The sequence below is a fragment of the Leucobacter sp. UCMA 4100 genome (assembly GCF_027853335.1).
Lineage (GTDB): Bacteria > Actinomycetota > Actinomycetes > Actinomycetales > Microbacteriaceae > Leucobacter_A.
Genome location: NZ_JAFEUS010000002.1, coordinates 2,734,438 through 2,756,611 on the forward strand (window position 1 = coordinate 2,734,438; position 22,174 = coordinate 2,756,611).

Consider the following 22,174-nt stretch of genomic DNA (forward strand, 5'->3'; position numbering starts at 1 on the left):
CGCGGGTGCGCCTTTCTCGTGACGGATACGATGGAGTTTATGCTACAGACTCCAACAGAAAACGGTGCGAGGCTTGCCGCAATTATGCCAACAGCGCTCTCGCTGCTCGAGGCCGAACCCGGGGTGGGCGAGGGCTCCGCGATCGACTGCGTTATCGTGATTGTCGCCGATGGCCTTGGCTGGCATAATCTCCGCGCGAATGCGGGCTATGCGAGAACCCTGTCGAAGCTCACGAGTGAGCGCGTGAGCACGGTCTTTCCGAGCACCACGGGAGCGGCCCTCACCGCGATCACCACGGGAACGCTTCCGGGGCAGCACGGCCTCGTCGGGTACCGCATCATGCACCCAGAGCTCGGCCTTCGCACAACGCTCACCGAGTGGCAGGGCATTGAGCAGGTGCGGGACTGGCAGCTGCAGCCAACCGTCTTCGAGCGCGCAAGTGAGGCAGGTGTTGCGGCGCACGTGATTGGCCGCGCCGCGCACGAGACTGGAGGGCTCACGAGTGCGATCTTGACCGGCGCAGCCTACGTCGCTGAAGACGCGATGGAGGCCCGGTTCGACCGCGCGATTGAGCTGGCCTTTGGCGAGGGCTCTCGCCTCGTCTACCTGTACGTTGACGAACTTGACCGTGCCGGCCACGAGCGCGGTGCTGCGAGCGACGCCTGGGTCGAGCAACTTGAACGGCTCGATAGCCAGGTCGCGGGCCTGCTGCGGCGCGTGCCCGGCAACACCGGCATCCTGATGACGGCGGATCACGGCATGGTCGATGTGAACGCCGAAGCGCACATCGAGATTACCGCGGGTGACGAGGTGCTTGAGGGCGTCTCTGCCGTCGGGGGAGAGCCCCGTCTCAGGTACTGGTATCTCGAAGACGATGCGCGAGCGGAAGAGATTGCTGAGCGAGCGAGATCATTCTTCGGCGAGCGGGCGAGCGTTGCGACGAGGCAAGAAGCGGTGCACGCCGGCTGGTTTGGTCGAGTCGCGCCAGAGGTCGAGCAGCGCATCGGCGATGTGGTCATCGCGGCTCTAGGAGAGACCGCAATCTACGGCGCTGAAGATTCCCCAGCGAGCAGGCGCATGGTGGGGCAACACGGGAGTATCTCTGAGATCGAACGTGACGTTCCCTTGCTCATGGCCGGTGCCATCCCGAGTGAGGCGTTTCTCGAGGCGATCGAGCGTAACGCGCGCTCGATCGGGGCCGTACGGAAGCCCCGCAAAAAGCGTCACTGAGCGGGCCACCGCGGTCGCAGTGGCCCGGAGACGCGTCGAGGCTAGTCGTCTTCGCTTCGTGTGCCGAAGAGAATCTCGTCCCAGCTCGGAATGCTCTGGCGACCCTTCTTCGAGCGTTTCTCGTCACCCTGCGGTTCTGGCTCGCTCGCTTCGGCTGGCTCAGCAGCCGCAGACTTCACAGCCTCGGGCTTTGGAGCGGCTGTGGTTTCTTCGGTTTTGGCTTCAGAAGGCCCGGCGGGCGGTGCCCAGATATTGACGTTTGGCTTGACTTCGGGCTGTGGCTCGTCGGCAGGCGTCGATCCGCCCTCTTCTGCCGATTCGTCTGCCGATGCTGCGGGGGTCACCTGGATGACCTCTTGCGTGCGAGTCTCTGGCAAATCGAGGTCGAGCTCGAGGTCTTGGGCATCGCGCTCACTACGGCGCTTGCGAAGCGCATCAAGCAGGTCTGAAGTCTGGCCGAGGTCGCGCGGCTCTGGCTCGGTCGCGATGGTGCGCTGCTCGATGGCCTGGCGACGCTCGAAATCGGAGTGCGGCGAAACGGGCTCTTCGGTCTCGGCCGGAGCCTCGTTCTCGGCTGCTTCGGCTGGCTCTTCGGCCGCCTCGGGCTCGAAGTTCACGGCGTTGAAGCTGCCGCGCTCCTCGGGGCGGTCGACGGCACGCAGAGTAGGGATGAGCTTGTCTCCCACGTCGCCCTGCTTTGAGAGGTTAATCGCGTCGGGCGTGATCGGGGTGAGCAGACGCTTGCGGTGCTCGAACGCCCAACGCGCCTCGTGCTCAACGTCGTGCGAGGTGAAGGTGAGCAACACCATCCAGCCGTCTTCGGGGTCGCGCCAGGTGCGCCACGCATGCGTCGTCGCACCGAGCTTCGCGAGGCGGGCCTCGATGACGGCGCCAAAGAACTGTGGCTCGTCCTGATCGGCCACGTCTGCGCGCACAGGAACACCGAGGGCGAGGTCGAGAATGAAGCGGAACTCTGCGTTGATCGGCTCGGCGTAGCGCTCAACGTCTTCTTCTTCGATGTTGAGGGCCACGGCAACCTCGATCACGCTGTTGCCCTCTCGCAGCATCGTCTGTACCTCGCGGGGGCTGACTTTCGTCTCGCTCGCCTTGGCCTGCTGGGCCCGGGTAATGACGTGCACGGCGGTCACGACTTCTTCGGTCACCTCGAGGGTGAACTCGGTTCCATCGATCGACTCAAGTACCAGGGTTTGATCGCGCCGCTCAATCAAGCGAAGATCTTGCATGGGTAAACACTCCTCACGGCTTTGGTAGAGAGTGTGGCATGAAGCGCCATGGTTTTGCCAGATTGACGAGGGTGTGGCATAAATCTCTTAGGCATTTCGCGAGGCGTGCGGCAGATTCACAGCCTGCCAGTTTGCGTCTTTGGCCAGCATGGACCAAACTAATGCCGCAGAGAATGCGACGCCGAAAGGCACAGGAAGCAAGAGCAGGAGAGCATGGCTACCGATTACGATGCACCACGCAAGTCTGAAGAAGACAGCGCCGACTCGATTGAGGCGCTGAAGGAGCGCGTTCCCAGCCAGTCTGGTTCAGCAATTGATGCAGAAGATGCCGATAATCCAGGGTTTGAGCTTGCGGGCGCAGACCTCTCTGACGTTGAGCTTGACGTTGTTGTCTTGCCTCAGCAGGATGACGAATTTACCTGCATGAACTGCTTCTTGGTGCGCCACCGTTCACAGGTGGATCACCAGAGCGATCTCGGCCCTATTTGCCGAGAGTGCGCTGCTTGAGTCTTCTCAAAGGTTCACAGAAACACCTGAGCCCCCGCCTCTCGTATTGATGAGAGCGGGGGCTCAGGCGTTCAAGCGGTTGCTTATGCCGCGCTGGTCGATGCTCCCTGAGCCTCGCGGATCGCTGCGGCAAGCTGTTTCGGCTTGCGGCTCGTGACCACCCAGTAGGGGGTGTTGTCGCTGGGGTCGGTGATGGTGACGCGCACCCCGCTGTGCACCCAGCCGCTCACGCACAGGTAGGCGCGAGCGTCGAGGCGGCGACCGATGGCGACGCGCAGCTGCTGTGAGTCGAGCACTTCGATCTCACCGAGGTGCTTGACGTCGATCTTGACGCCGCCTGCGTTGAACACCCCGTCTTGAACCTCGACCTTGCGGCTCGTCAGGATGAAAATAGCGCACACGAGTGCGTACGCGACAACGCCTGCGATGATGCCGGCCTGGAGCGAGTAAGGGGTAAAGAGCACGGTGAGTGCTGGAATGAGCAGCAGCACCGCGAGAAAGAATGAGGTCGACGGGTACAGTCGCTCGGCGAATGTCCCGGGAGTGTGTTCTGCCATATTCGTATTATCGCCTGTTCACCTGAAGAAAATCCTGCGTGCTGGCGACACCACCCTGCGTGAAACAGTAAAGTTCGATACCCTCGGAAGGTGATTGAACGATGCGAAGTGCTCATCAAGGCCGACGATATTCCCGTGTATGCACACCCCGGCGATGCTGGGGCCGACCTGAAGAGTAGTGAAGCCGTGGTGCTTCAGCCAGGCGAGCGCAAGCTCATTGGCACGGGCGTCTCGATTGCACTGCCCGATGGCTTCGCCGCTTTCGTTGTCCCGCGCAGTGGCCTCGCAGCAAAACACGGAATCACGGTCGTGAACTCGCCCGGCACGGTCGACGCTGGCTACCGCGGTGAGATCAAGGTGACGCTGCTCAACACCGACCGCGAGAACGCGTTCGAGGTCGCGGTGGGCGATCGCATTGCACAGATGATTATCATGCCCGTCACGCGCGCAACCTTTGTGCCCGTCGAAACGTTGCCCGGCAGTGACCGCGGCGCCGGCGGCTTTGGGTCAACGGGTGTTCGTGACGAGGGAAGGAAGTAACGAGATGACTGAACAGGGTTCTGAAGTACACGAGCCAGAGGTAGAGGCTCAGGAGGTCGAAGAAGAGCTCGACACGACGAAGTCGGCACCCGCCGACCGCGCCGAGAACGGCCCCTTCGACATTCTCGAGGTGCCCGCAATGCGCCCCTACGTCGACCTCGGCAGCATTAAGGTGCCGCCCCGCGAGGGGCTGCAGATGCGGCTTGACGTTGACGAGCAGGCCAAGCGCATCGTCGCGGTGTCGCTCGACTTCGAGGGCTCGACCCTGCAGGTGCAGGCGTTTTCGGCGCCAAAGAGCACGGGCCTCTGGCACGAGGTACGCCGCCAGGTCGGCGCACTGCTTACCAAGCAGAAGGCCCAGTTCACCGAGCGTGAAGGCTTCCTCGGGCAGGAGATCGTCACGAGCGTGCGCGTTCCTGAAGAACGCGGCGGCGGCGTGACCCCCGTGCGCTTTATCGGCGTCGACGGCCCGCGCTGGCTTCTTCGCGGATCGATCACGGGTAAAGCCGCTGCCGATCCCGAAGCCGCAGCCCAGGTCGAGCAACTCTTCCGCGAGCTCGTCGTCGTGCGCGGCGACCTCCCAATGCCTCCCAACGAGCTGCTGCCCATGAAGGTTCCCGCGGGCGTGCAAGGGAAGTCATAGGTCGTGACTGACGAAGAACGGGAGGCGACCTCGCCTTCGCCCGAGGTCGCGCCCGATCTGCCCCTGGAATCAGCTTCTCAGGCTGAGCCATCACCATCGCTGGTGCAACGTGGTGGTCTTGCCAAGGGCATTTCTGCTGGGCTCAGCGGTGAAGAGGTGAGCGGGCAAGGGATCCTCGAAGCGATCGGGGGAGTGCGCGGCATTACCGAGGCGCTCCTGCCCGGTCTTCTCTACCTCGTGATGTTCATCATCACGCAAGATGCTCGATTGAGCGTCATCGCGCCGGCCGCGATTGCCGTTGCCGCCTTTGTGTGGCGTTTGGCTCAGCGGCAGACCCTCGTGACCTCGCTCTCGGGCTTGCTCGGCGTTGGCATTTGCGTTGCCACGACCCTCATGAGCGGCAAAGGTGAAGATTTCTTCTTGCCCGGTTTTTGGATCAACACGGCTTGGTCGGTCGCGCTCGTCATATCACTCGTCGTGGGCTGGCCGATTCTCGGCTTTATCGTCGGGGCACTCCAGGGCGATATCACCGGCTGGCGCCGCGTGCCGAAGATTCGGCGCACCGCAACCGTTGCGAGTCTCCTGTGGCTCACGATGTTCCTGCTGAGGCTCGCGGTTCAACTACCGCTCTACTTTGCCGAGAACGTGGCGGCACTTGGTGTCGCGCGCCTTGTTATGGGAACGCCCCTTTTCGCTCTCGTGATCCTCGCCACCTGGCTCATGTTTCGCAACATGCCGTCGCCTGAACGGACCTCTGAAAAATAACTGCTAAACTATCTTGATGTAGAGATAAATTATGCATCAATTAAGGGTCTCCTTAGGTGCAAAAGGCTCGCAAAAAAGGCACAATGGTCTCACACGAAGGCAATAATGACACGAAGAGGAGTCTGGTCATGACAGCTGTTAATAGTTATGGTGCGAAAAGCACTCTCGAGGTAGGCGGGAAATCCTACGAGGTGTTCAAGATTGACCAGGTTCCTGGAAGCAGCCGTCTTCCGTACAGCCTGAAGGTCCTTCTCGAGAACCTGCTTCGCACCGAAGACGGCGCGAACGTGACGAAGGAGCACATCGCGGCGCTCGGCAACTGGGATCCGAATGCCCAGCCCGACACCGAGATTCAGTTCACGCCAGCCCGCGTGATCATGCAAGACTTCACCGGCGTTCCATGTGTGGTCGACCTCGCAACGATGCGTGAGGCCGTGCGTGATCTCGGTGGCGAGCCCTCGCAGATCAACCCGCTCGCTCCCGCCGAGCTCGTCATTGACCACTCGGTCATTTCAGACGTTTACGGCACCCCGACCGCGTTCGAGAAGAACGTTGAGATCGAGTACCAGCGCAACGGCGAGCGTTACCAGTTCCTCCGTTGGGGCCAGGGCGCCTTCGACGACTTCAAGGTGGTTCCTCCTGGGACCGGCATCGTGCACCAGGTGAACATTGAGTACCTGGCGCGCATCACCTTCACCCGTGAGGTTAACGGTGTGCTGCAGGCGTACCCCGACACTTGCGTCGGCACCGACTCGCACACCACCATGCAGAACGGCCTCGGCGTTCTGGGCTGGGGCGTTGGCGGTATCGAGGCAGAGGCCGCAATGCTCGGCCAGCCGATCTCGATGCTCATCCCTCGCGTCGTAGGCTTCAAGCTCTCGGGCGAGATCCCCGCTGGCGTGACCGCGACCGACGTCGTGCTCACGATCACGCAGATGCTGCGCCAGCACGGCGTTGTCGGCAAGTTCGTCGAGTTCTACGGCAAGGGCGTGAGCTCGGTTCCGCTCGCAAACCGCGCAACCATCGGTAACATGAGCCCCGAGTTTGGCTCGACCGCTGCAATGTTCCCGATCGACGATGTCACGCTCGACTACATGCGCCTCACCGGCCGCCCAGAAGAGCAGATCGATCTCGTTCGCGAGTACGCACAGCAGCAGGGCATGTGGCTCAACCCAGACGAAGAGCCCGAGTTCAGCGAGTACCTCGAGCTCGACCTCTCAACCGTCGTTGCCTCAATCGCCGGCCCGAAGCGTCCCCAGGACCGCATCGAGCTCACGAACGCAAAGACCCAGTTCGAGAACGACCTCAAGAACTACGCCGAGGCTGCAAACCCAGCCAAGGTGAAAGATCCCTCGGGCAGCGAGTACGAGATTGACCACGGCGCGGTAACCCTCGCTTCAATCACCTCGTGCACCAACACCTCGAACCCCTACGTGATGCTCGCCGCCGGCGTGCTCGCGAAGAACGCGAACGCTCGCGGCCTCAAGGCGAAGCCCTGGGTTAAGACCACGCTCGCTCCTGGTTCAAAGGTTGTTACCGACTACTACGAGCAGTCAGGCCTCAAGTCACACCTTGAAGATCTCGGCTTCTACCTCGTCGGTTACGGCTGCGTGACCTGCATCGGTAACTCGGGCCCGCTGAACGAAGAGGTCTCGGCCGCGGTACGCGAAAACGACCTTGCTGTCTCGGCAGTGCTCTCGGGTAACCGTAACTTCGAGGGGCGCATTAACCCCGACATCAAGATGAACTACCTCGCGAGCCCTCCGCTCGTCATCGCGTACGCACTTGCCGGCTCGATGGACTTCGACTTCGATACCGAGTCACTCGGCACCGATACCGAGGGCAACGAGGTCTTCCTGCGCGACATCTGGCCTGACCCGACCGAGGTTCAGCAGATCGTTGACAGCTCGATTGACTCGAACATGTTCATCGAGAAGTACGCGGGCGTTTTCGACGGCGACGAGCGTTGGACCTCGCTGAACACTCCTGATGGCGACATCTTCGAGTGGGATGCAGAGTCGACCTACGTGCGCAAGCCACCGTACTTCGACGGCATGACCCTTGAGCTGACTCCGGTCAGCGACATCACGGGTGCACGCGTGCTCGCGAAGCTCGGCGATTCGGTCACCACCGATCACATCAGCCCCGCAGGTAACATCAAGGCCGACACTCCAGCCGGTCAGTACCTCACCGAGCACAATATCGCTCCGCGCGACTTCAACTCGTACGGCTCACGCCGTGGTAACCACGAGGTCATGATTCGCGGTACCTTCGCGAACATTCGTCTGCGCAACCAGCTGCTCACCGACGTTGAAGGCGGTTACACCCGCGACTTCACGCAGGAGGGTGCTCCCCAGGCGTTCATCTACGACGCGTCGCAGAACTACCAGGCCGCGGGCATCCCGCTCGTCGTGCTCGGTGGCAAGGAGTACGGTTCAGGCTCGTCACGTGACTGGGCTGCAAAGGGCACCTCGCTGCTCGGCGTCAAGGCCGTCATCACCGAGAGCTTCGAGCGTATTCACCGTTCAAACCTCATCGGCATGGGTGTGCTGCCGCTCCAGTTCCCCGAAGGCCAGAGCGCTGATTCGCTCGGGCTCGACGGCACTGAGCACTTCGACATCACCGGCATCACCGAGCTGAACGAGGGCAAGACGCCCAAGACGGTGAACGTGACGGCGACGAAGGCCGACGGCCAGACGATCTCATTCGACGGCGTAGTTCGCATCGACACCCCGGGTGAGGCCGACTACTACCGTAACGGCGGCATCCTGCAGTACGTACTGCGCTCGCTCGTCTAAGACGCGCGCAGCTGCTCGCCCCGCGCGAGTGCGCTCCTGAAGGGGGCGGAACCCGACTCCGTTCGGGCTCCGCCCCCTTTGGCGTTTGTGGGCGAGCTGCCGCGTCGACCCCTGTGGCAGCGGTCGTGGCTTGACGAAAAGCAGGGTAAATCTGGCGAAACACCCTGCTTTTCGTCAAATGGACTGCCGCTGGTGTTTTTGATCGCCGCTCTGGCGTTTACTTGTCACAAAGCAGGGTGTTTCGCGACAAACACCCTGCTTTTCGTCAAGTAGTTGGGATGGCGTCGAAGCCCGAAGCCCGAAGCCCGAAGCCCGAAGCCCGAAGCCCGAAGCCCGAAGCCCGAAGCCCGAAGCCCGAAGCCCGACGTCGCGGCCCGAAAGGCCGCAGAAACGCCGGAGGGGGCAGGAGCCGCTATGGCTTCCTGCCCCCTCCGGGGTTAGTGGTGCTCGGGGCGCGTGGCCGCGAGCACCACCGGGTGCGTGGTGACGCTACTGCTTGGCCGCGATCCGTGGCTCGTGGAACGCTCCGCCGAAGGCGCGCTCGCTGGCGCCGACACGGTCGAGGTACGGGGTTGCACCGCCGGCCTGGAACGGCCAGCCTGCGCCGAGAATGAGGCAGAGGTCAATGTCCTCGGCCGCGGCGACAACGCCCTCGTCGAGCATGATCTTGATCTCGCTCGCGAGCTCGTTCTCGACACGCTCGAGCAGCTCGGCGCTCGTGGCGACGGTTGACCCGAAGGTCAGCTGCTTCTTCGCGGTCTTCGAGAGGTCTTCGACCTTGCCGTGCTTGTTCTTGACGAGTGGCTCCTCGATGTCTGCAAGCTTGTGCAGGTTCTCAGAAGCGTAGAAACGCTCGGGGAAGGCCCCGACCATGGTGTCCTGAACGTGCGCTGCAACCTTCCAGCCGACGAGGTCGATGAGCTCGAAGGGGCCCATCGGCAAACCAATGGGTGCGAAAGCCTGCTCGACGGTGGGAAGCGGGGTTCCCTCGTCGAGCGCGCGTGCTGCCTCGCCCATGACCTTTGCGAGGAGGCGGTTGACGACGAAGCCGGGGCGGTCGGCCGTGATGACGGCGCTCTTGCCGAGCTTGCGTGCAACGACCATCGCGGTCGAGAGGCTCTCATCGTTTGTGCTGTCGATCTTCACAACCTCGATGAGCGGCATCACTGCAACAGGGTTGAAGAAGTGGAAGCCGACGAGGCGCTCCGGGTGCTTCAGGTTTGCGCCGATCTCGGTCACACTGAGTGACGAGGTGTTGGTCGCAATGATCGCCTCGGGGCTGATGATCGGCTCGATCTCAGCGAAGACGGCCTGCTTGACCGAGAGCTCTTCGAAGACGGCCTCGATGACCCAGTCACAGTCAGCGTAGAGCGACTTGTCGGTCGTGCCGGTGACGAGTGCTTTGATCTGGTTTGCATCGTCGCCCGAGAGGCGGCCCTTCGCGTGCATCTTGTCGATCTCGCCGTGGATGTACGCGATGCCCTTGTCAACGCGGCCCTGGTCGAGGTCGGTGATGAGCACGGGAACGCGCAGCTTGCGTGCGAAGAGCAACGCGAACTGGCTTGCCATGAGGCCTGCGCCAATGATGCCGACCTTGTTGACCGGGCGAGCGAGCGCCTTGTCAGGAGCGCCAGCGGGGCGCTTTGCGCGCTTCTGCACGAGGTCGAAGGCGTAGATCGACGCGGCGAACTGGTCGCTCGCGATGAGCTCCGAGAGCATCTCGTCTTCGCGTGCGTAGCCTGCCTCACGGTCGCCGTCTTTTGCTGCTGAGAGCAGCTCGAGAGCGGCGTAGGGTGAGCGGGCAGCGGTGCCGAGTCGAGCCTGCAGCGTCTCGCGCGCCATCTTGATGGCGATGGGCCACTTGGTGAGACGCTCCATCTTGCCGGGAACGTTGGGTCGCTCGACCTTTACTGCACCCGTGAGTACCTGATCGGCCCACAGAATCGACTGCTCGAGGAAGCGTGCGGCAGGGTAGATCTCGTCGAAAAGGCCGAGCTCGTGAGCCTGCTTGGGCTTGAGCATACGGTTCTGCTTGACGGGGTTCGAAACGACGACCTCGAGGGCGTTTTCAATGCCGATGAGGTTTGGCACGAGTGTCGCGCCGCCCCAGCCTGGGATGATGCCGAGGAAGACCTCGGGAAACGCGAGCGCGGCTGCCGAAGCATCGACCGTGCGGTAGTCGCAGTGCAGGGCAATTTCCATTGCGCCGCCGAGCGCGAGCCCGTTGACGAAGGCGAAGGTGGGTACGCCGAGCTTGTGGAACTTGCCGAGAACGTAGTGGCCGTACTGGGCCATGAGCAGTGCGTTGTCCTTCGTCGCCATGGTCGAGACCTTTGAGAGGTCAGCGCCTGCGGCAAAGATGAACTGCTTGCCAGTGATGCCAACGGCCTTGATCTCGCCAGCGGCAGCGCGTGCCTTCTGCGCCTCGATCACGGTGTCGAGCGCCTGCAGGGTGCGGGGGCCGAGCGTGTTGGGGCGGGTGTGGTCACGACCGTTGTCGAGCGTGATGAGCGCGAGCGTACCGCCCGAGGGCAGTGTGACGTCGCGTACGAACGATTCGGTGATCACCTCATCTTCTGACGCCTCAATGATGGGAGAAAAATCGATCTTGCTGTAATCAGTCAACGTTACTTACCCTTCTTGCCGTCGAAATAGGGGTTTTCCCAAATGATGGTGCCGCCCTGGCCAAGGCCAACGCACATTGCGGTCAGGCCGTAGCGAACGTCGGGGCGCTCTTCGAAGTGGCGTGCGAGCTGCAGCATGAGGCGGGTGCCCGATGCGGCGAGGGGGTGGCCGAGCGCGATGGCACCGCCCCAAGGGTTCACGCGCGGATCATCGTCAGCGATACCGAAGTGGTCGGTGAACGAGAGCACCTGAACGGCGAACGCCTCGTTGAGCTCGAAGAGACCGATGTCGGTGATCGAGAGACCAGCGCGCTTGAGCGCCTTCTCGGTCGAGGGGACGGGGCCGAGGCCCATGACCTCTGGCGCGACGCCAGCGAAAGCGAAGCTGACGAGCTTCATCTTTGCGGTGAGCCCGAGCTCGTTCGCCGTGTCAGCACCGGCGAGCAGGCCCATGGTTGCACCGTCGGTGAGGGGCGAGGCGTTGCCAGCTGAGACGCGGCCGTGGGGGCGGAACGGGGTCTTGAGCCCTGCGAGTGCCTCCATGGTCGTGCCGGGGCGGCGGCCCTCGTCTTCGGTTGCGAGGCCCCAGCCAGCGCTGCTCTGCGTAGCGATCGGCACGAGGTCTTTCTGAATGTCGCCGCGATCGTATGCGGCCTGTACGAGCTCCTGGCTGCGCATGCCGAAGCGGTCAGCGCGTTCCTTCGTGAGCTCGGGGAAGCGGTCGTGCAGTCGCTCCGCGGTGATGCCCATGTTCAATGCGTCGGGGCTGACGATGCGCTCCGAAACAAAGCGGGGGTTCGGGTCAGCGCCGATTCCGATGGGGTGACGCCCCATGTGCTCGACGCCACCGGCGATTGCGATGTCGTACTGGCCTGCGCCAATCGCACCGCCCATAAATGCGCTCGTCGTGAGGGCGCCTGCGCACATGCGATCGAGCGCGAAGCCCGGCACGGTGACGGGCAGACCCGCGAGAATTGCTACGCTGCGGCCGAGGGTGAGCCCCTGGTCGCCCTGCTGCGTGGTGGCGGCGATACCAACATCGTCGACACGGTCCAGCGGCAGGTTGGGGTTGCGCTCGATGAGACCCTGCAGTGCTTTCACCGCAAGGTCGTCGGCACGGGTACCCCAGTACATGCCCTTTTCGCCTGCGCGTCCAAACGGGGTGCGTACCCCGTCGACAAAGACGACTTCTCTCATTGTGGCCACTCTGCCTTCCTTGGCTGAAATTTGACGGTAGTGATTGTATTTTATGAAAGCAATCCTGAGTTAGACATTCGGCATTGGATAACCGGTGAATCGCCGCCGATGAAACCGCGAGACGTTATTGGGTCTCTACAAAACTGCGGGCAATAATCTGTGAGGTCGCATCACGCTGCCACGGCCTCGCGCCGAGCTTCTCGAGCTGCAATGCGACGGCCTCATCGCTGATGACCTCGGGCGGAGCCCAGGCAAGTTCGCGCAGCATGATTGGCTTCAGGAGATTTTCGAGGGGAATGTTGAGTCGCTCAGACTCGGCCTCGAGCGCCGCCCTGGCCGTAACGAGACGCTGGTGCGCCTCAGGCTTTTTGCGCTCCCAGTTGCGGTGATGCGGAAACGCGGATCGCTCCGCGGTGCGCAGCGAGGGTAGGTCATCGCTCTTCTTTCCACGCAAGATCGCGAGCCACCAGCGGCGTAGCTCGCTGTGGCTCGCACGCCCCTTGAAGTCTTTGTTTTTGGCGAGCTCGCTCATCGAGCGGGGTTGCTGCAGACTCGCCGCAACGATCGCCGAGTCGGGCAGCAGTCGGCCAGGCGCGGTGTCAACGGATTGGGCGAACTGGTCGCGTGCGATCCACAGTTCTCTCGCGATCGAAAGGCCCACGCGGTTCTTGACCCGGCCAAGGCCCGAGATTTTGCGCCATGGCTCGAGCGGTTTCTCTTTGGGCGGGGCGTGCAGCACCGCTTCGAACTCTTGCGAGGCAATGTCGAGCTTCTCGGCGTCGACGAGTTTGTCGTGCATGGCGTCGCGCAGGTCGGGCAGGTAGCTCACATCGAGCGCCGCATACTCGAGCCAGTCATGGGGCAGGGGGCGCTTCGACCAGTCTGAGGCCGAGTGCGCCTTCGCGAGTTCGACGCCCAGCAGCTCGTTCACGACGGCGCCGAGTCCGACCCGCTCCATGCCGAGCAGCCTCGCCGACAATTCAGTGTCGAAGAGGCTCGGGGGCGTGAGGCCGATTTCTTGGAGGCAGTCGAGATCGGCGATGGCCGAGTGCAAGATCCACTCGTCATCGTCGATGGCCTGAGCGAGCGGATCGAAGTCGTCGATGAGCGTTGGATCGAACACGAACGTTCCCGCTCCCCGGCGAGACATCTGCACGAGGTAGGCCTGCGAAAAGTAGGTGTACCCCGATGCGCGCTCGGCGTCGACGCCGACGGGCCCGAGGCCATTCGCTAGCTGATCGGCCGCCTGAAGGAGTGCTTCGGGGCTTTCGACGAGGGTCCACTCTTCGTGTGGCAGCTGCGGTTGAGGCACGGTGGCAAATGCTCCTAAATGGTTATCGCTTGTGCGCATTTCTGAAGGCGTCGAGTGACACGGCGCCCTCCTGATGCGGGAAACCCGCTATAGAGCAGAGTACCTCAGCCCAGGCTTCGGCGTGCGCTGCGAAGTTCGTATCTTTGGGGCTCCACGAGGCGCGGAGCTCGAGCTGCGAGCCCTTGCCGTGGCTGCTTAATTGGCCGAAGCCCTCTGAAATGATTTTGGTCGCGGTGCCCGCGAGATGCTCGTACTCGGCGCCGCGCAGCGTGAGGGCGTCGCGAAGCCAAGCCCATGCGACCTCGGCAATGAAGGGGTCGAGCCCGATCTCGAGCTCGAGGGGGGCCTGCACGAAGCACACCACTCGAAACGCAGAACCCCACTCATCAAACGACGCGGGGTCGTAGAGCAGCATGAAGCGACCGGCGCCCGATGGCGAATCGATCGACGAAGGGGTGTCTGAGCCCTGCTTGACTCCGGCCGCGAGGGCGAGCGAATGCTCGACGGTGCGCTCGGGTGAAGGGATCTCTTGCCAGTCGAGTTCTGGGCGAATCTTCGCACCACGGATCGACTCACATGCGAGGTCAAACTCGTCGTGGAATGATTCATGTATGGTCGCCACAACTTACACAGTAGAGAGCCAGCGGCTGGTTGCTACGGAGCCACGCCGCAGGAGGGATCGAAAATGAGCCCTGCACGCAAGACCTGGGGGTTCATTGCCTCGGCTACGGCGATTATTGCCAGCATCGCCGCGGGAGGCTACGGGCTCGCCGTTGCGTTTGGGCGCGCAGTCGTGACGCCAGCCCGGGTGCCAGCGGCGCCGCTTACGGTGCACGAGGTTCGGCGCTCTGCAAACGGTGACACCATCGTGCTCACGCAGGGCGAAGACGCTGCGCTCGCGGGTGATCAGTCCTTTATCTTTGCCGAGGGGAACGGCCACGCAAGGGTTGGTGCAGTCGTGCGGGAACAGCACGGCACGGTCGAGCGCGAGTTGCTTTCGATCGAGCGGGGCAGGCTCGATGCCGGCGCGACTGGGCGCATTACCGGCTGGTGGTTTACGGGCCCTGATGAGGTGAGTGATGACTGGAGCGAAGTCACGGTTCCCGGGCCGCTCGGCGACTTGCCAGCGTGGCGCATCGGCGAAGCCGGGCAGGGAAGCCGAGCGTGGGCGATCCACGTGCACGGCCGCGGTGCACGTCGGGAGGAGACGCTGCGCGGGGTCGATCCGCTGACGAGGGCTGGTTTCTCGCACCTTGTGCTCAGCTATCGCAACGACCTGGGAGCCCCGGCGGCGCCCGATGCGAAGTACGGGCTTGGGGCCACCGAGAGCGAAGACGTCTCGGCCGCGATTGCCTATGCCGTAGCGAACGGCGCCGAAACGGTGTTGCTCGTGGGCTGGTCGATGGGGGCCGCGGCCGCACTGATCGCCGCAGAGCGAGCCAAGCATGGGCTCATCGCTGGCATCGTGCTCGAATCCCCCGGAATTGATTGGCCAGGCATCTTGCGACACCAGGCGCGCCGCTCACGCGTTCCGTCGCCTGCCGCGAGGTTCGGTGCTCGTCTGCTTGAACGCGGATCGCGTGCCACCGGAGTGCTCGGCCCCGTACCGGTTTCGAGGCTTACTCCAGAGCGTTTCGCCAGTGGGCTGCGTGTGCCGGTGCTGCAGCTGGTGAGCAGGGAAGACACCTTTGTTCCCGCGGCTGGTGCTCTGCGGCTCGCTCGGCTGCGCCCCGATCTTGTGCGTACCGTCGAGGTACCTGGCGCCGAGCACGTGAAGCTCTGGAATCATGATCGCGCCGTGTGGGAGGCTGCCCTCTACGGATTTGGGCGGCAGTGCCTGGGTGATGGGTCGCGCGGCTAAGCCTTCTCCTCTGTGACGAGGCTCCTATCTGTCGTGAACCCTCTCTCTATACAGCCGTGCCCCGGTCATCGCGTGTGAACGACGACCGGGGCACGATGCGTGCGCAGCAGCTGCTTTTCTAGCGGGTGGCAGCGGGCTCAGTGGCGACGCTGGCCAGCTGCTTTTCTGGGCCAGGCTGCGAGTCGCTCGTAGCTGGTGGCTCTGCCGCCTGCGATACAGCGCTCGCGTCGGCATTATCGAAGGCGAGGCCATTACGCGGTGCGTTGTAGAGCTCGTGATCGAGAATGCCCTCGCGCTTTGCGACGATGGTCGGCACGAGCGCCTGGCCGGCGACATTGACCGCGGTGCGGCCCATATCGATGATCGGATCGACCGCGATCAAGAGACCGACTCCCTCGAGCGGCAGACCGAGGGTCGTGAGCGTCAGTGTGAGCATGACCGTTGCGCCCGTCGTGCCGGCGGTCGCGGCCGAACCGACGACCGAGACGAACGCGATGAGCAGGTACTGGATAAGGGTGAGCTCGATACCGAAGAACTGGGCCACGAAGATCGCCGCTACCGCCGGGTAGATTGCGGCGCAACCATCCATCTTGGTTGTGGCGCCGAGGGGAACAGCGAACGAGGCGTAGCCGCTCGGGACGCCGAGGTTGCGCTCAGTGACGCGCTGCGTGAGTGGCAGCGTGCCGATCGATGAACGGCTCACGAAGCCGAGTTGCACCGCGGGCCAGACGCCAGAGAAGTACTGCTTCACCGAGAGCCCGTGCGCCTTGATGAGAACCGGGTACACGACAAAGAGTACGGCCGCGAGACCGATATACAGAACCACGACGAACCAGGTGAGCGAGCTCATGGTGCTCCAGCCGTACTCGACCACCGCAAAACCGATGAGACCGAGGGTGCCGATGGGGGCGATGCGGATGATCCACCACAGAATCGTTTGAATAATGCCGAGCGCCGACTGGGTGAACGCGATAAACGGGGCAGACTTTTGGCCGAGCTTGAGCGCCGCGATGCCGACGACGGCAGAGACGACGATCACCTGCAAGATGTTAAACCCGGGCGCCACGTCGAGCGCGCCCGTTTCGAGGTCGGCAGAGCCGCTCACGGTGAGGCCAAGGAAGTTCGACGGGATGATACCGGTCAAGAAGTCGACCCAGCTGCCAACCCGATACGGCTCTGACGGAGTGAGCTCGGTGCGCGAAGCGGTTGCGCCCGGCTGCAGCGCGACGCCGAGGCCGATGCCGATTGTCACCGCGATAAGGGCGGTGATGGCAAACCACAGCAGGGTTTGGCCGGCGAGGCGTGCCGCGTTCGTGACCTGTTGCAGGCCCACGATGCTCGAGACGATGGCGGTAAAGATGAGCGGAACAACTGCCGCCCGCAAGATCTTCACATAGCTCTGCCCAATGGTTTGGAGGGTTGCGTGAAGCCAGTTGGGTTCGTCGTTCGGGCCACTGCCGATGCTGAGTGCGACGCCGCCGAGTACGAGACCTAAGAGGAGCGCGATCAGAATCTGGGTGCCGAACGAGGCGTACCACCGGGGCCGGGCCGGTTCTGCGGCCGGAGCTTCGGCTGAAGCTGTGGCTGGGGAAGAAGACACGGTGTTCCTTTCTGCTGAGCGGTTGGAGTGCAAGATGCCAAAGCAAACCTTATCAGTATCATTAGAGTGTCTTATGTTTAGTGTGACGAAATATGACAAATGACGCCGCCCGCACGCCCTGTGCCGCGGCGGCGCCGGGCCAGGGATAGAATGATCGTGATGTCTGACGATGCACAAAGAACCCCAGCCCACCTGGTCAACCGAACGCCCACGATTTCAGGGGCAGAGATTGTAGCGACGCTGGTACCACCACCGCAGTTCGCCGAGGCGAGTTTTGACTCGTACCGGGCAGACCCCGACCACCCATCACAGGGTGAGGCGAAGGAACTGCTGCAAACATTTGTGAACCCGCCGAAAGCCCAGCAGCGGGGCGGCTTCTTCTCGTTCGGCAAGAAAAAGGCGCCAGCAGAGCCACAGCCAGCGCGCATCACGCATCAGGGCGTGTACCTCGACGGTGGCTTTGGCGTGGGCAAGACCCACCTGCTCGCTTCGGCATGGCACGCGGCCCACGGGCGTAAGTATTTCGGCACCTTTATTGAGTACACCTCGCTCGTTGGCGCGCTCGGTTACGCGCAAACCGTCGAAACGCTGAAGGGCGCACAGCTCATCTGTATTGACGAGTTCGAGCTCGATGACCCGGGCGACACCATGATCATGACCCGACTCATCGGCGAACTTACCGCGACGGGCACGAAATTCATTGCCACCTCGAACACGCCCCCCAACGCGCTCGGTGAGGGGCGGTTTGCGGCGCAAGACTTCATGCGCGAGATTCAGGCGATGAGCGATCGCTTTGTGACGATCCGCATTGATGGCAATGACTACCGCCAGCGCGACCTCGAGGGCGAAGCAGTCGTCCTGACCGACGAGGCCTACCGCTTTATGCTCGCCGACGGGATTAACTCGGGCGACCGGGTCACCGACGACAGCTTCGACGCGCTCATTGCGCACCTGGCGACCGTTCACCCCGCGACCTACTCACGTCTCGTTTCGGGCGTGAACATTATCGGCGTGCGAGAGGTGACGCAGCTCACCGACCAGACCGAGGCGCTCAGGCTCGTCGCATTCATTGACCGCGTGTATGACGCGCAGATCCCGATTCGCTCGACCGGTATTCCCTTCACCGAGGTGTTCGGCGGCGGCATGCTCGACGGCGGCTACCGCAAGAAGTATCTGCGCTGCATGTCGCGCCTCAACGCACTCACCTCTGGCGTGATGTAAGCGTATGAACGAACTCCAGTCGCTCTTGGAGGAGCTGCCGCAGTGGGCGCAAGCCCTCGTTCTCGGGCTCGTTGTCGTGGCCGGGGTGCTGCTCGGGCGCAAGGGCACCAAGACCCGTCGGGGCGGCAAAGGGCGCGGGGCCAGTGGGGCGCGGCCGACGCTGCGTACAGAGCACGCGAGCCCGCGTGATCTCAGCCCCGCTGAAATGGGGGCGCTCAACTTCACATATGCGCCATCGAAAGACGGCGCACCAGACCCCGGTGAGGTCGTGTGGGCCTGGGTGCCGTACGCCGAACATGACGGGCGCGGTAAAGACCGACCGGTGCTCATCATTGCGCGTATCGACTCTCGTACCGTCGCTGGGTGCTACCTCTCGACGAAGGAGCACCGCGGCTTTCTCGAACTCGGAGCCGGGCCATGGGACGGGCAGGGAAGACCGAGCTATCTCAACCCCGAGCGGGTACTCAGGGTGCCCCACGACGCCATGCGGCGCGAGGGCGCGGTGCTTGACCGGCAGCGCTATCGAGCGATGACTGAGGCCATCGCTCGCCGGCATGCCTCGTAAAGAGGATACAAAAAAGGGCTTCGCAGCAGTGCTAGCGAAGCCCTTTCACGAGCTGTCTCAATAACTCGAGTGGGCGATGCGGGACTCGAACCCACGACCTCTTCCGTGTGAAGGAAGCGCGCTAACCAACTGCGCCAAACGCCCGTGCATGTCTTTCGACTCAATCAAGTGTACACACCTTTTCGAGTGCGAGAAAACGGAGCCGTTACTCGGCGGTGGGAACGGTGCTGTCGATCTGGTTGTTGAGCTCGAGTGACAACTCGCCGAGCGATGCGAGCTCGCTGCTGAGGCGTTCATACTCGTGAATGCTCTCTTGCAGGGTGTTCTTCCAGTGTTCGAGGTTCCCGCGCCGATCATCAAAGTCACGCTTCAGGCGGTTGAACTCTGCCTCGTTGTCAGAGAACTCGTATGCGTCGTTTCGGGCGACAAAGCTCTTCCAGTCGGCGTTGAAGGCCTCAACGTCGCTCGTGTACGAGGCAGACTCACCCTCGAGGCTCTCGTGCATCGCGTCGAGCCGCTCTTTAAGCTCTTTGGCCTCCTGCTCAACCGTCGTGAAGACTCCCTGGTAGGTGTCGTAAAACGTGACGACGGCGTCGCGGTCGGCAAGCCATGCCGAGTAATGCTCTTCGAGCCAGTCGGGAAGATCCCGCACCTCGGTCGCGAAAATCGAATGCAACTCGTTGGCGAACTGCGACGCCGAAAGGCTCGCGTATACCTCCATGCGCTTCTCGAAGTCGGGGTCGGTCTTAATGCGCTCGCTGTAATAGCGGTTGAGTTTCGTTGCGAGGGCATCGCGCTCAGCGGTTGAGAGTCTCGCGTAAGCCGCGTGCATGAGTTCGTGGGCTGCCGTAACCTCGACAACGCTTTCAAGGCGCTCGTCAGTGACCGAGAAGAGGTGAATCTTCCCGTTCGCGTAGCAGCCGAGAAGGTGGCCACTGTGTTCGGTCTCGGCATTGCGGCAGCGATCATTGAACTCATCGGCCGATTCAATCGCGGGGTGGGTAGCGAGCAATATGCGTCGCCCGGCATCAGTGAGCTCAATGTTGGTGATGACCGTCTGCATTTCTGCCGTGGGCTTGAACTCCCGACCATCGAAATAATCTCGAATAGTCTGGCGCTCCTGACAGGCTACGAAGGCGCCAGCAGCAAAGACGAGAACGACGATCGACCAGATGACGCGCCTGATGATGCGTGGCCCCCGTGATTCCATACTCCCTAGTATTGCGAATCTCTCGGGGCGAAAGGGAGAAATCCCTGAAAGGTTACGCGGCCGAAATGTTCCCCCCGACACGCCGTAGAGCCCGCTGTTTGTCTCGGTTTTGCATGTCGATTTTGTATTCGCATTATCGTTCACTAAAGTATTACAAGTACCAAGCAGGTACGAAATGCGGATGTAGCGCAGTTGGTAGCGCATCACCTTGCCAAGGTGAGGGTCGCGAGTTCGAGTCTCGTCATCCGCTCTGGTGGATCAGTTCGTCTGATACACGCGGGCGAAATCCCGTACCGGTGGCGTGGCCGAGAGGCGAGGCAACGGCCTGCAAAGCCGTGTACACGGGTTCGAATCCCGTCGCCACCTCGCTGAAAAGCACACGATGGGCGATTGGCGCAGTTGGTTAGCGCGCTTCCCCGACACGGAAGAGGTCGCTGGTTCGAGTCCAGTATCGCCCACCAGTTCAGACAAAAAGCCAGATCGAAAGATCTGGCTTTTTGCATTTCTGCCCTCGTTCGAAGGGCCTCGCGGGCGACTCCGCAATGTCACAGGGACAAGCTCTGTACTTTGGCCCGGGCTTCTCTTAGGCTTCGCAAGTAAGAACGTTGAAAGGATTTTCATGCTTGCACAGTCAATGGCGACTGAGGTTGCTGCCGCTCGATCACTCACACTCGGCGATACCCTTCGTCGAACCGCAGCGCGGTACCCCGCCAAGGTCGCGCTCATCGATGGCGACACGAGCCTCACCTACGAAGAGTTCAACACCCGGGTGAACCAACTGGCGAATGCCCTCACGCAGCGGGGCATCGTGAAGGGTGACCGGGTGACGATGCTCAGCAAGAACTGCTGGCAGTTTCTCGTCGCTTCGTATGCCACCGCGAAGATCGGGGCGATCTTCACGCCCATAAACTTCATGCTGAAGGTTGATGAGGTGAGCTACCTACTTGAAGATTCGAGGCCTGCGGCCTGCATCGCGCAAACAGGGTTCACCGAGACGATGCGGCGGGCACTCGAGCAGAGCGGCATCACACCCGCGGTGCGCATCGAGATCACGGTGGGGCAGGCTGCGTCACCCGAGTGGCAACCGTTCGACGTCTTTTCGACCGCGGCCTCGTCTGCTGAGCCGACAGCCATGATTGGAGATGACGATGCGCTACGCCTCATGTACACGAGCGGCACCGAATCAAAGCCGAAGGGCCTCTTGCACTCGAGTCGCTCGCTCATTGCTGAATACGTGAGCTCGATTATCGACGGAGGAATGTCGCATGACGACATCGATCTGCACAGCCTGCCGTTCTATCACTGCGCTCAGCTCGACTGTTTCATCGGCCCCGATGTATACCTTGGCGCAACAAGCATTATCTTGCCCGGGCCTGATTCTGCGCGGGTGCTCGCGACCATTGAACGCTATAAGGTCACGAAATACTTCGCCCCGCCAACGGTGTGGATCGCGCTGCTCAACTCCCAGAGTTTCGCGATCGCCGATCTTTCATCGATGAAGAAGGGCTACTACGGCGCCTCACCGATGCCGGTCGAGGTGCTCAAAAAACTGCTCGCAGAGCTGCCAGACCTCGACTTTTGGAATTTTTACGGACAAACCGAGCTGGCCCCTGTCGCGACGATTCTGCCGCCCCATGAGCAGGTCTCGCACGCCGGCTCGGCTGGCCGCCCGGTGCTCAACGTTGAAACGGCCATCATGGCCGAAGACGGCACCATCTTGCCGCGTGGCGAAGTGGGCGAGATCGTACACCGCGGCCCCCAGATTGCCCTCGGCTACTGGAACCGTGATGAGCTCACGGCCGAGGCCTTCAAATACGGCTGGTTTCACTCTGGTGACCTTGGCGTATTCGACGCCGAGGGCAGGCTGACCATCGTCGATCGTGTCAAAGACATGATTAAGACGGGCGGCGAGAACGTTGCGAGCCGCGAGGTCGAAGAAGCGCTCTATGGGCACCCGGCGGTGGCCGAGGTCGCGGTTTTCGCGACGCCCCATGAGAAGTGGATCGAGACCGTTGCAGCCGCCGTCGTTGTTCGTGAGGGGCACGAGGTGACCGCGGAGGAGCTGCAGGCGTTTGCTTGTGAGCGACTCGCGACATATAAGGTACCGACGGTCGTGAGGTTTTACGAGGCCCTGCCGAAAAACCCAAGCGGCAAAATCATGAAGCGTGACCTTCGGGAGGCCTTCTCCGAGTAGCGCAGCAGAGCACATTTCGGCACCTTCAGGGCTTCTGCGCCCGAACGTGCTCGACTGCGAGTAAAGTTGTTGCTGTTATACCCGCAGTTCAAACAAGGAGCGCACA

General features: G+C 62.3%; 18 protein-coding genes and 4 tRNA genes. 13 read left to right on the plus strand and 9 right to left on the minus strand.

Annotated features, from left to right (window positions below; genetic code table 11):
• Nucleotides 1-39: 39 nt before the first annotated feature.
• Nucleotides 40-1,230, plus strand: a complete 1,191-nt coding sequence (locus JSO19_RS12685; RefSeq protein ID WP_270912014.1) for an alkaline phosphatase family protein — start codon at nt 40-42, stop codon at nt 1,228-1,230.
• A gap of 41 nt (nt 1,231-1,271) precedes the next feature.
• Here JSO19_RS12685 and sepH read toward each other — a convergent pair whose 3' ends face one another.
• Nucleotides 1,272-2,474, minus strand: coding sequence for a septation protein SepH (gene sepH / locus JSO19_RS12690; RefSeq protein WP_270912015.1), 1,203 nt, complete (start codon nt 2,472-2,474; stop codon nt 1,272-1,274).
• 213 nt (nt 2,475-2,687) lie between these two features.
• Between sepH and JSO19_RS12695 the strand changes: the two genes are divergently transcribed.
• Nucleotides 2,688-2,981: a DUF4193 domain-containing protein gene (locus JSO19_RS12695; RefSeq protein WP_217132415.1), complete on the plus strand. Its 294-nt coding sequence runs from the start codon at nt 2,688-2,690 to the stop codon at nt 2,979-2,981.
• An 83-nt stretch (nt 2,982-3,064) separates the two neighbouring features.
• Here the strand turns inward: JSO19_RS12695 and JSO19_RS12700 are convergent, their stop codons facing one another.
• The gene (locus tag JSO19_RS12700) at nt 3,065-3,538 is read right to left on the minus strand and encodes a DUF3093 domain-containing protein (protein WP_270912016.1); all 474 of its coding nucleotides are present in this window, start codon (nt 3,536-3,538) and stop codon (nt 3,065-3,067) included.
• 90 nt (nt 3,539-3,628) lie between these two features.
• Between JSO19_RS12700 and dut the strand changes: the two genes are divergently transcribed.
• The 4 genes from dut to acnA all read left to right on the plus strand — a co-directional run bounded on the left by dut (nt 3,629) and on the right by acnA (nt 8,284).
• Entirely contained in the window at nt 3,629-4,078 is a 450-nt protein-coding gene (gene dut, locus JSO19_RS12705) for a dUTP diphosphatase (protein ID WP_270912017.1), read from the plus strand.
• 4 nt (nt 4,079-4,082) lie between these two features.
• On the plus strand, nt 4,083-4,721 hold the full coding sequence (locus tag JSO19_RS12710) for a DUF3710 domain-containing protein (protein ID WP_270912018.1): 639 nt from the start codon (nt 4,083-4,085) through the stop codon (nt 4,719-4,721).
• Nucleotides 4,722-4,724: 3 nt separating this feature from the next.
• Nucleotides 4,725-5,486, plus strand: coding sequence for a DUF3159 domain-containing protein (locus JSO19_RS12715; protein ID WP_270912019.1), 762 nt, complete (start codon nt 4,725-4,727; stop codon nt 5,484-5,486).
• A gap of 128 nt (nt 5,487-5,614) precedes the next feature.
• Nucleotides 5,615-8,284 (plus strand): aconitate hydratase AcnA, encoded by a 2,670-nt coding sequence (gene acnA, locus JSO19_RS12720; RefSeq protein ID WP_270912020.1) that lies wholly within the window; start codon nt 5,615-5,617, stop codon nt 8,282-8,284.
• Nucleotides 8,285-8,773: 489 nt separating this feature from the next.
• On the opposite strand, the gene JSO19_RS12725 is transcribed toward acnA, so the two are convergent.
• The 4 genes from JSO19_RS12725 to JSO19_RS12740 all read right to left on the minus strand — a co-directional run bounded on the left by JSO19_RS12725 (nt 8,774) and on the right by JSO19_RS12740 (nt 14,039).
• Entirely contained in the window at nt 8,774-10,909 is a 2,136-nt protein-coding gene (locus tag JSO19_RS12725; protein WP_270912021.1) for a 3-hydroxyacyl-CoA dehydrogenase NAD-binding domain-containing protein, read from the minus strand.
• A gap of 2 nt (nt 10,910-10,911) precedes the next feature.
• Nucleotides 10,912-12,105 carry a thiolase family protein gene (locus JSO19_RS12730; RefSeq protein ID WP_442915718.1) on the minus strand — a complete coding sequence of 398 codons (1,194 nt, stop codon included), beginning with the start codon at nt 12,103-12,105 and terminating at the stop codon, nt 10,912-10,914.
• Nucleotides 12,106-12,229: 124 nt separating this feature from the next.
• The gene (locus JSO19_RS12735; RefSeq protein WP_270912023.1) at nt 12,230-13,417 is read right to left on the minus strand and encodes an HRDC domain-containing protein; all 1,188 of its coding nucleotides are present in this window, start codon (nt 13,415-13,417) and stop codon (nt 12,230-12,232) included.
• Nucleotides 13,418-13,439: 22 nt separating this feature from the next.
• A complete protein-coding gene (locus JSO19_RS12740; protein ID WP_270912024.1) occupies nt 13,440-14,039 on the minus strand; it encodes a DUF3000 domain-containing protein in 600 nt (199 codons plus the stop codon).
• A gap of 63 nt (nt 14,040-14,102) precedes the next feature.
• Between JSO19_RS12740 and JSO19_RS12745 the strand changes: the two genes are divergently transcribed.
• Nucleotides 14,103-15,278: an alpha/beta hydrolase family protein gene (locus tag JSO19_RS12745; RefSeq protein WP_270912025.1), complete on the plus strand. Its 1,176-nt coding sequence runs from the start codon at nt 14,103-14,105 to the stop codon at nt 15,276-15,278.
• Nucleotides 15,279-15,396: 118 nt separating this feature from the next.
• Here JSO19_RS12745 and JSO19_RS12750 read toward each other — a convergent pair whose 3' ends face one another.
• Nucleotides 15,397-16,878 carry a dicarboxylate/amino acid:cation symporter gene (locus JSO19_RS12750; protein ID WP_270912026.1) on the minus strand — a complete coding sequence of 494 codons (1,482 nt, stop codon included), beginning with the start codon at nt 16,876-16,878 and terminating at the stop codon, nt 15,397-15,399.
• A gap of 159 nt (nt 16,879-17,037) precedes the next feature.
• On the opposite strand from JSO19_RS12750, the gene zapE reads away from it, so the two are divergent.
• Together zapE and JSO19_RS12760 are read left to right on the plus strand one after the other, a co-directional pair.
• Nucleotides 17,038-18,099: a cell division protein ZapE gene (gene zapE, locus JSO19_RS12755; RefSeq protein WP_270912027.1), complete on the plus strand. Its 1,062-nt coding sequence runs from the start codon at nt 17,038-17,040 to the stop codon at nt 18,097-18,099.
• Between the two features lie 4 nt (nt 18,100-18,103).
• Nucleotides 18,104-18,664: a type II toxin-antitoxin system PemK/MazF family toxin gene (locus JSO19_RS12760; protein ID WP_270912028.1), complete on the plus strand. Its 561-nt coding sequence runs from the start codon at nt 18,104-18,106 to the stop codon at nt 18,662-18,664.
• Between the two features lie 70 nt (nt 18,665-18,734).
• On the opposite strand, the gene JSO19_RS12765 is transcribed toward JSO19_RS12760, so the two are convergent.
• Both JSO19_RS12765 and JSO19_RS12770 read right to left on the minus strand, forming a co-directional pair.
• Nucleotides 18,735-18,808 (minus strand) — tRNA-Val (locus tag JSO19_RS12765).
• Nucleotides 18,809-18,869: 61 nt separating this feature from the next.
• On the minus strand, nt 18,870-19,874 hold the full coding sequence (locus tag JSO19_RS12770; RefSeq protein WP_270912029.1) for a hypothetical protein: 1,005 nt from the start codon (nt 19,872-19,874) through the stop codon (nt 18,870-18,872).
• A 177-nt stretch (nt 19,875-20,051) separates the two neighbouring features.
• Here JSO19_RS12770 and JSO19_RS12775 point away from each other — a divergent pair.
• The 4 genes from JSO19_RS12775 (at nt 20,052) to JSO19_RS12790 (ending at nt 22,068) form a co-directional block, all read left to right on the plus strand.
• Nucleotides 20,052-20,124: transfer RNA gene (locus tag JSO19_RS12775), tRNA-Gly, on the plus strand.
• A 45-nt stretch (nt 20,125-20,169) separates the two neighbouring features.
• Nucleotides 20,170-20,240, plus strand: a tRNA-Cys gene (locus tag JSO19_RS12780).
• Nucleotides 20,241-20,258: 18 nt separating this feature from the next.
• Nucleotides 20,259-20,335, plus strand: a tRNA-Val gene (locus tag JSO19_RS12785).
• Between the two features lie 158 nt (nt 20,336-20,493).
• A complete protein-coding gene (locus tag JSO19_RS12790; RefSeq protein WP_270912030.1) occupies nt 20,494-22,068 on the plus strand; it encodes a fatty acyl-CoA synthetase in 1,575 nt (524 codons plus the stop codon).
• Nucleotides 22,069-22,174 lie beyond the last annotated feature (106 nt).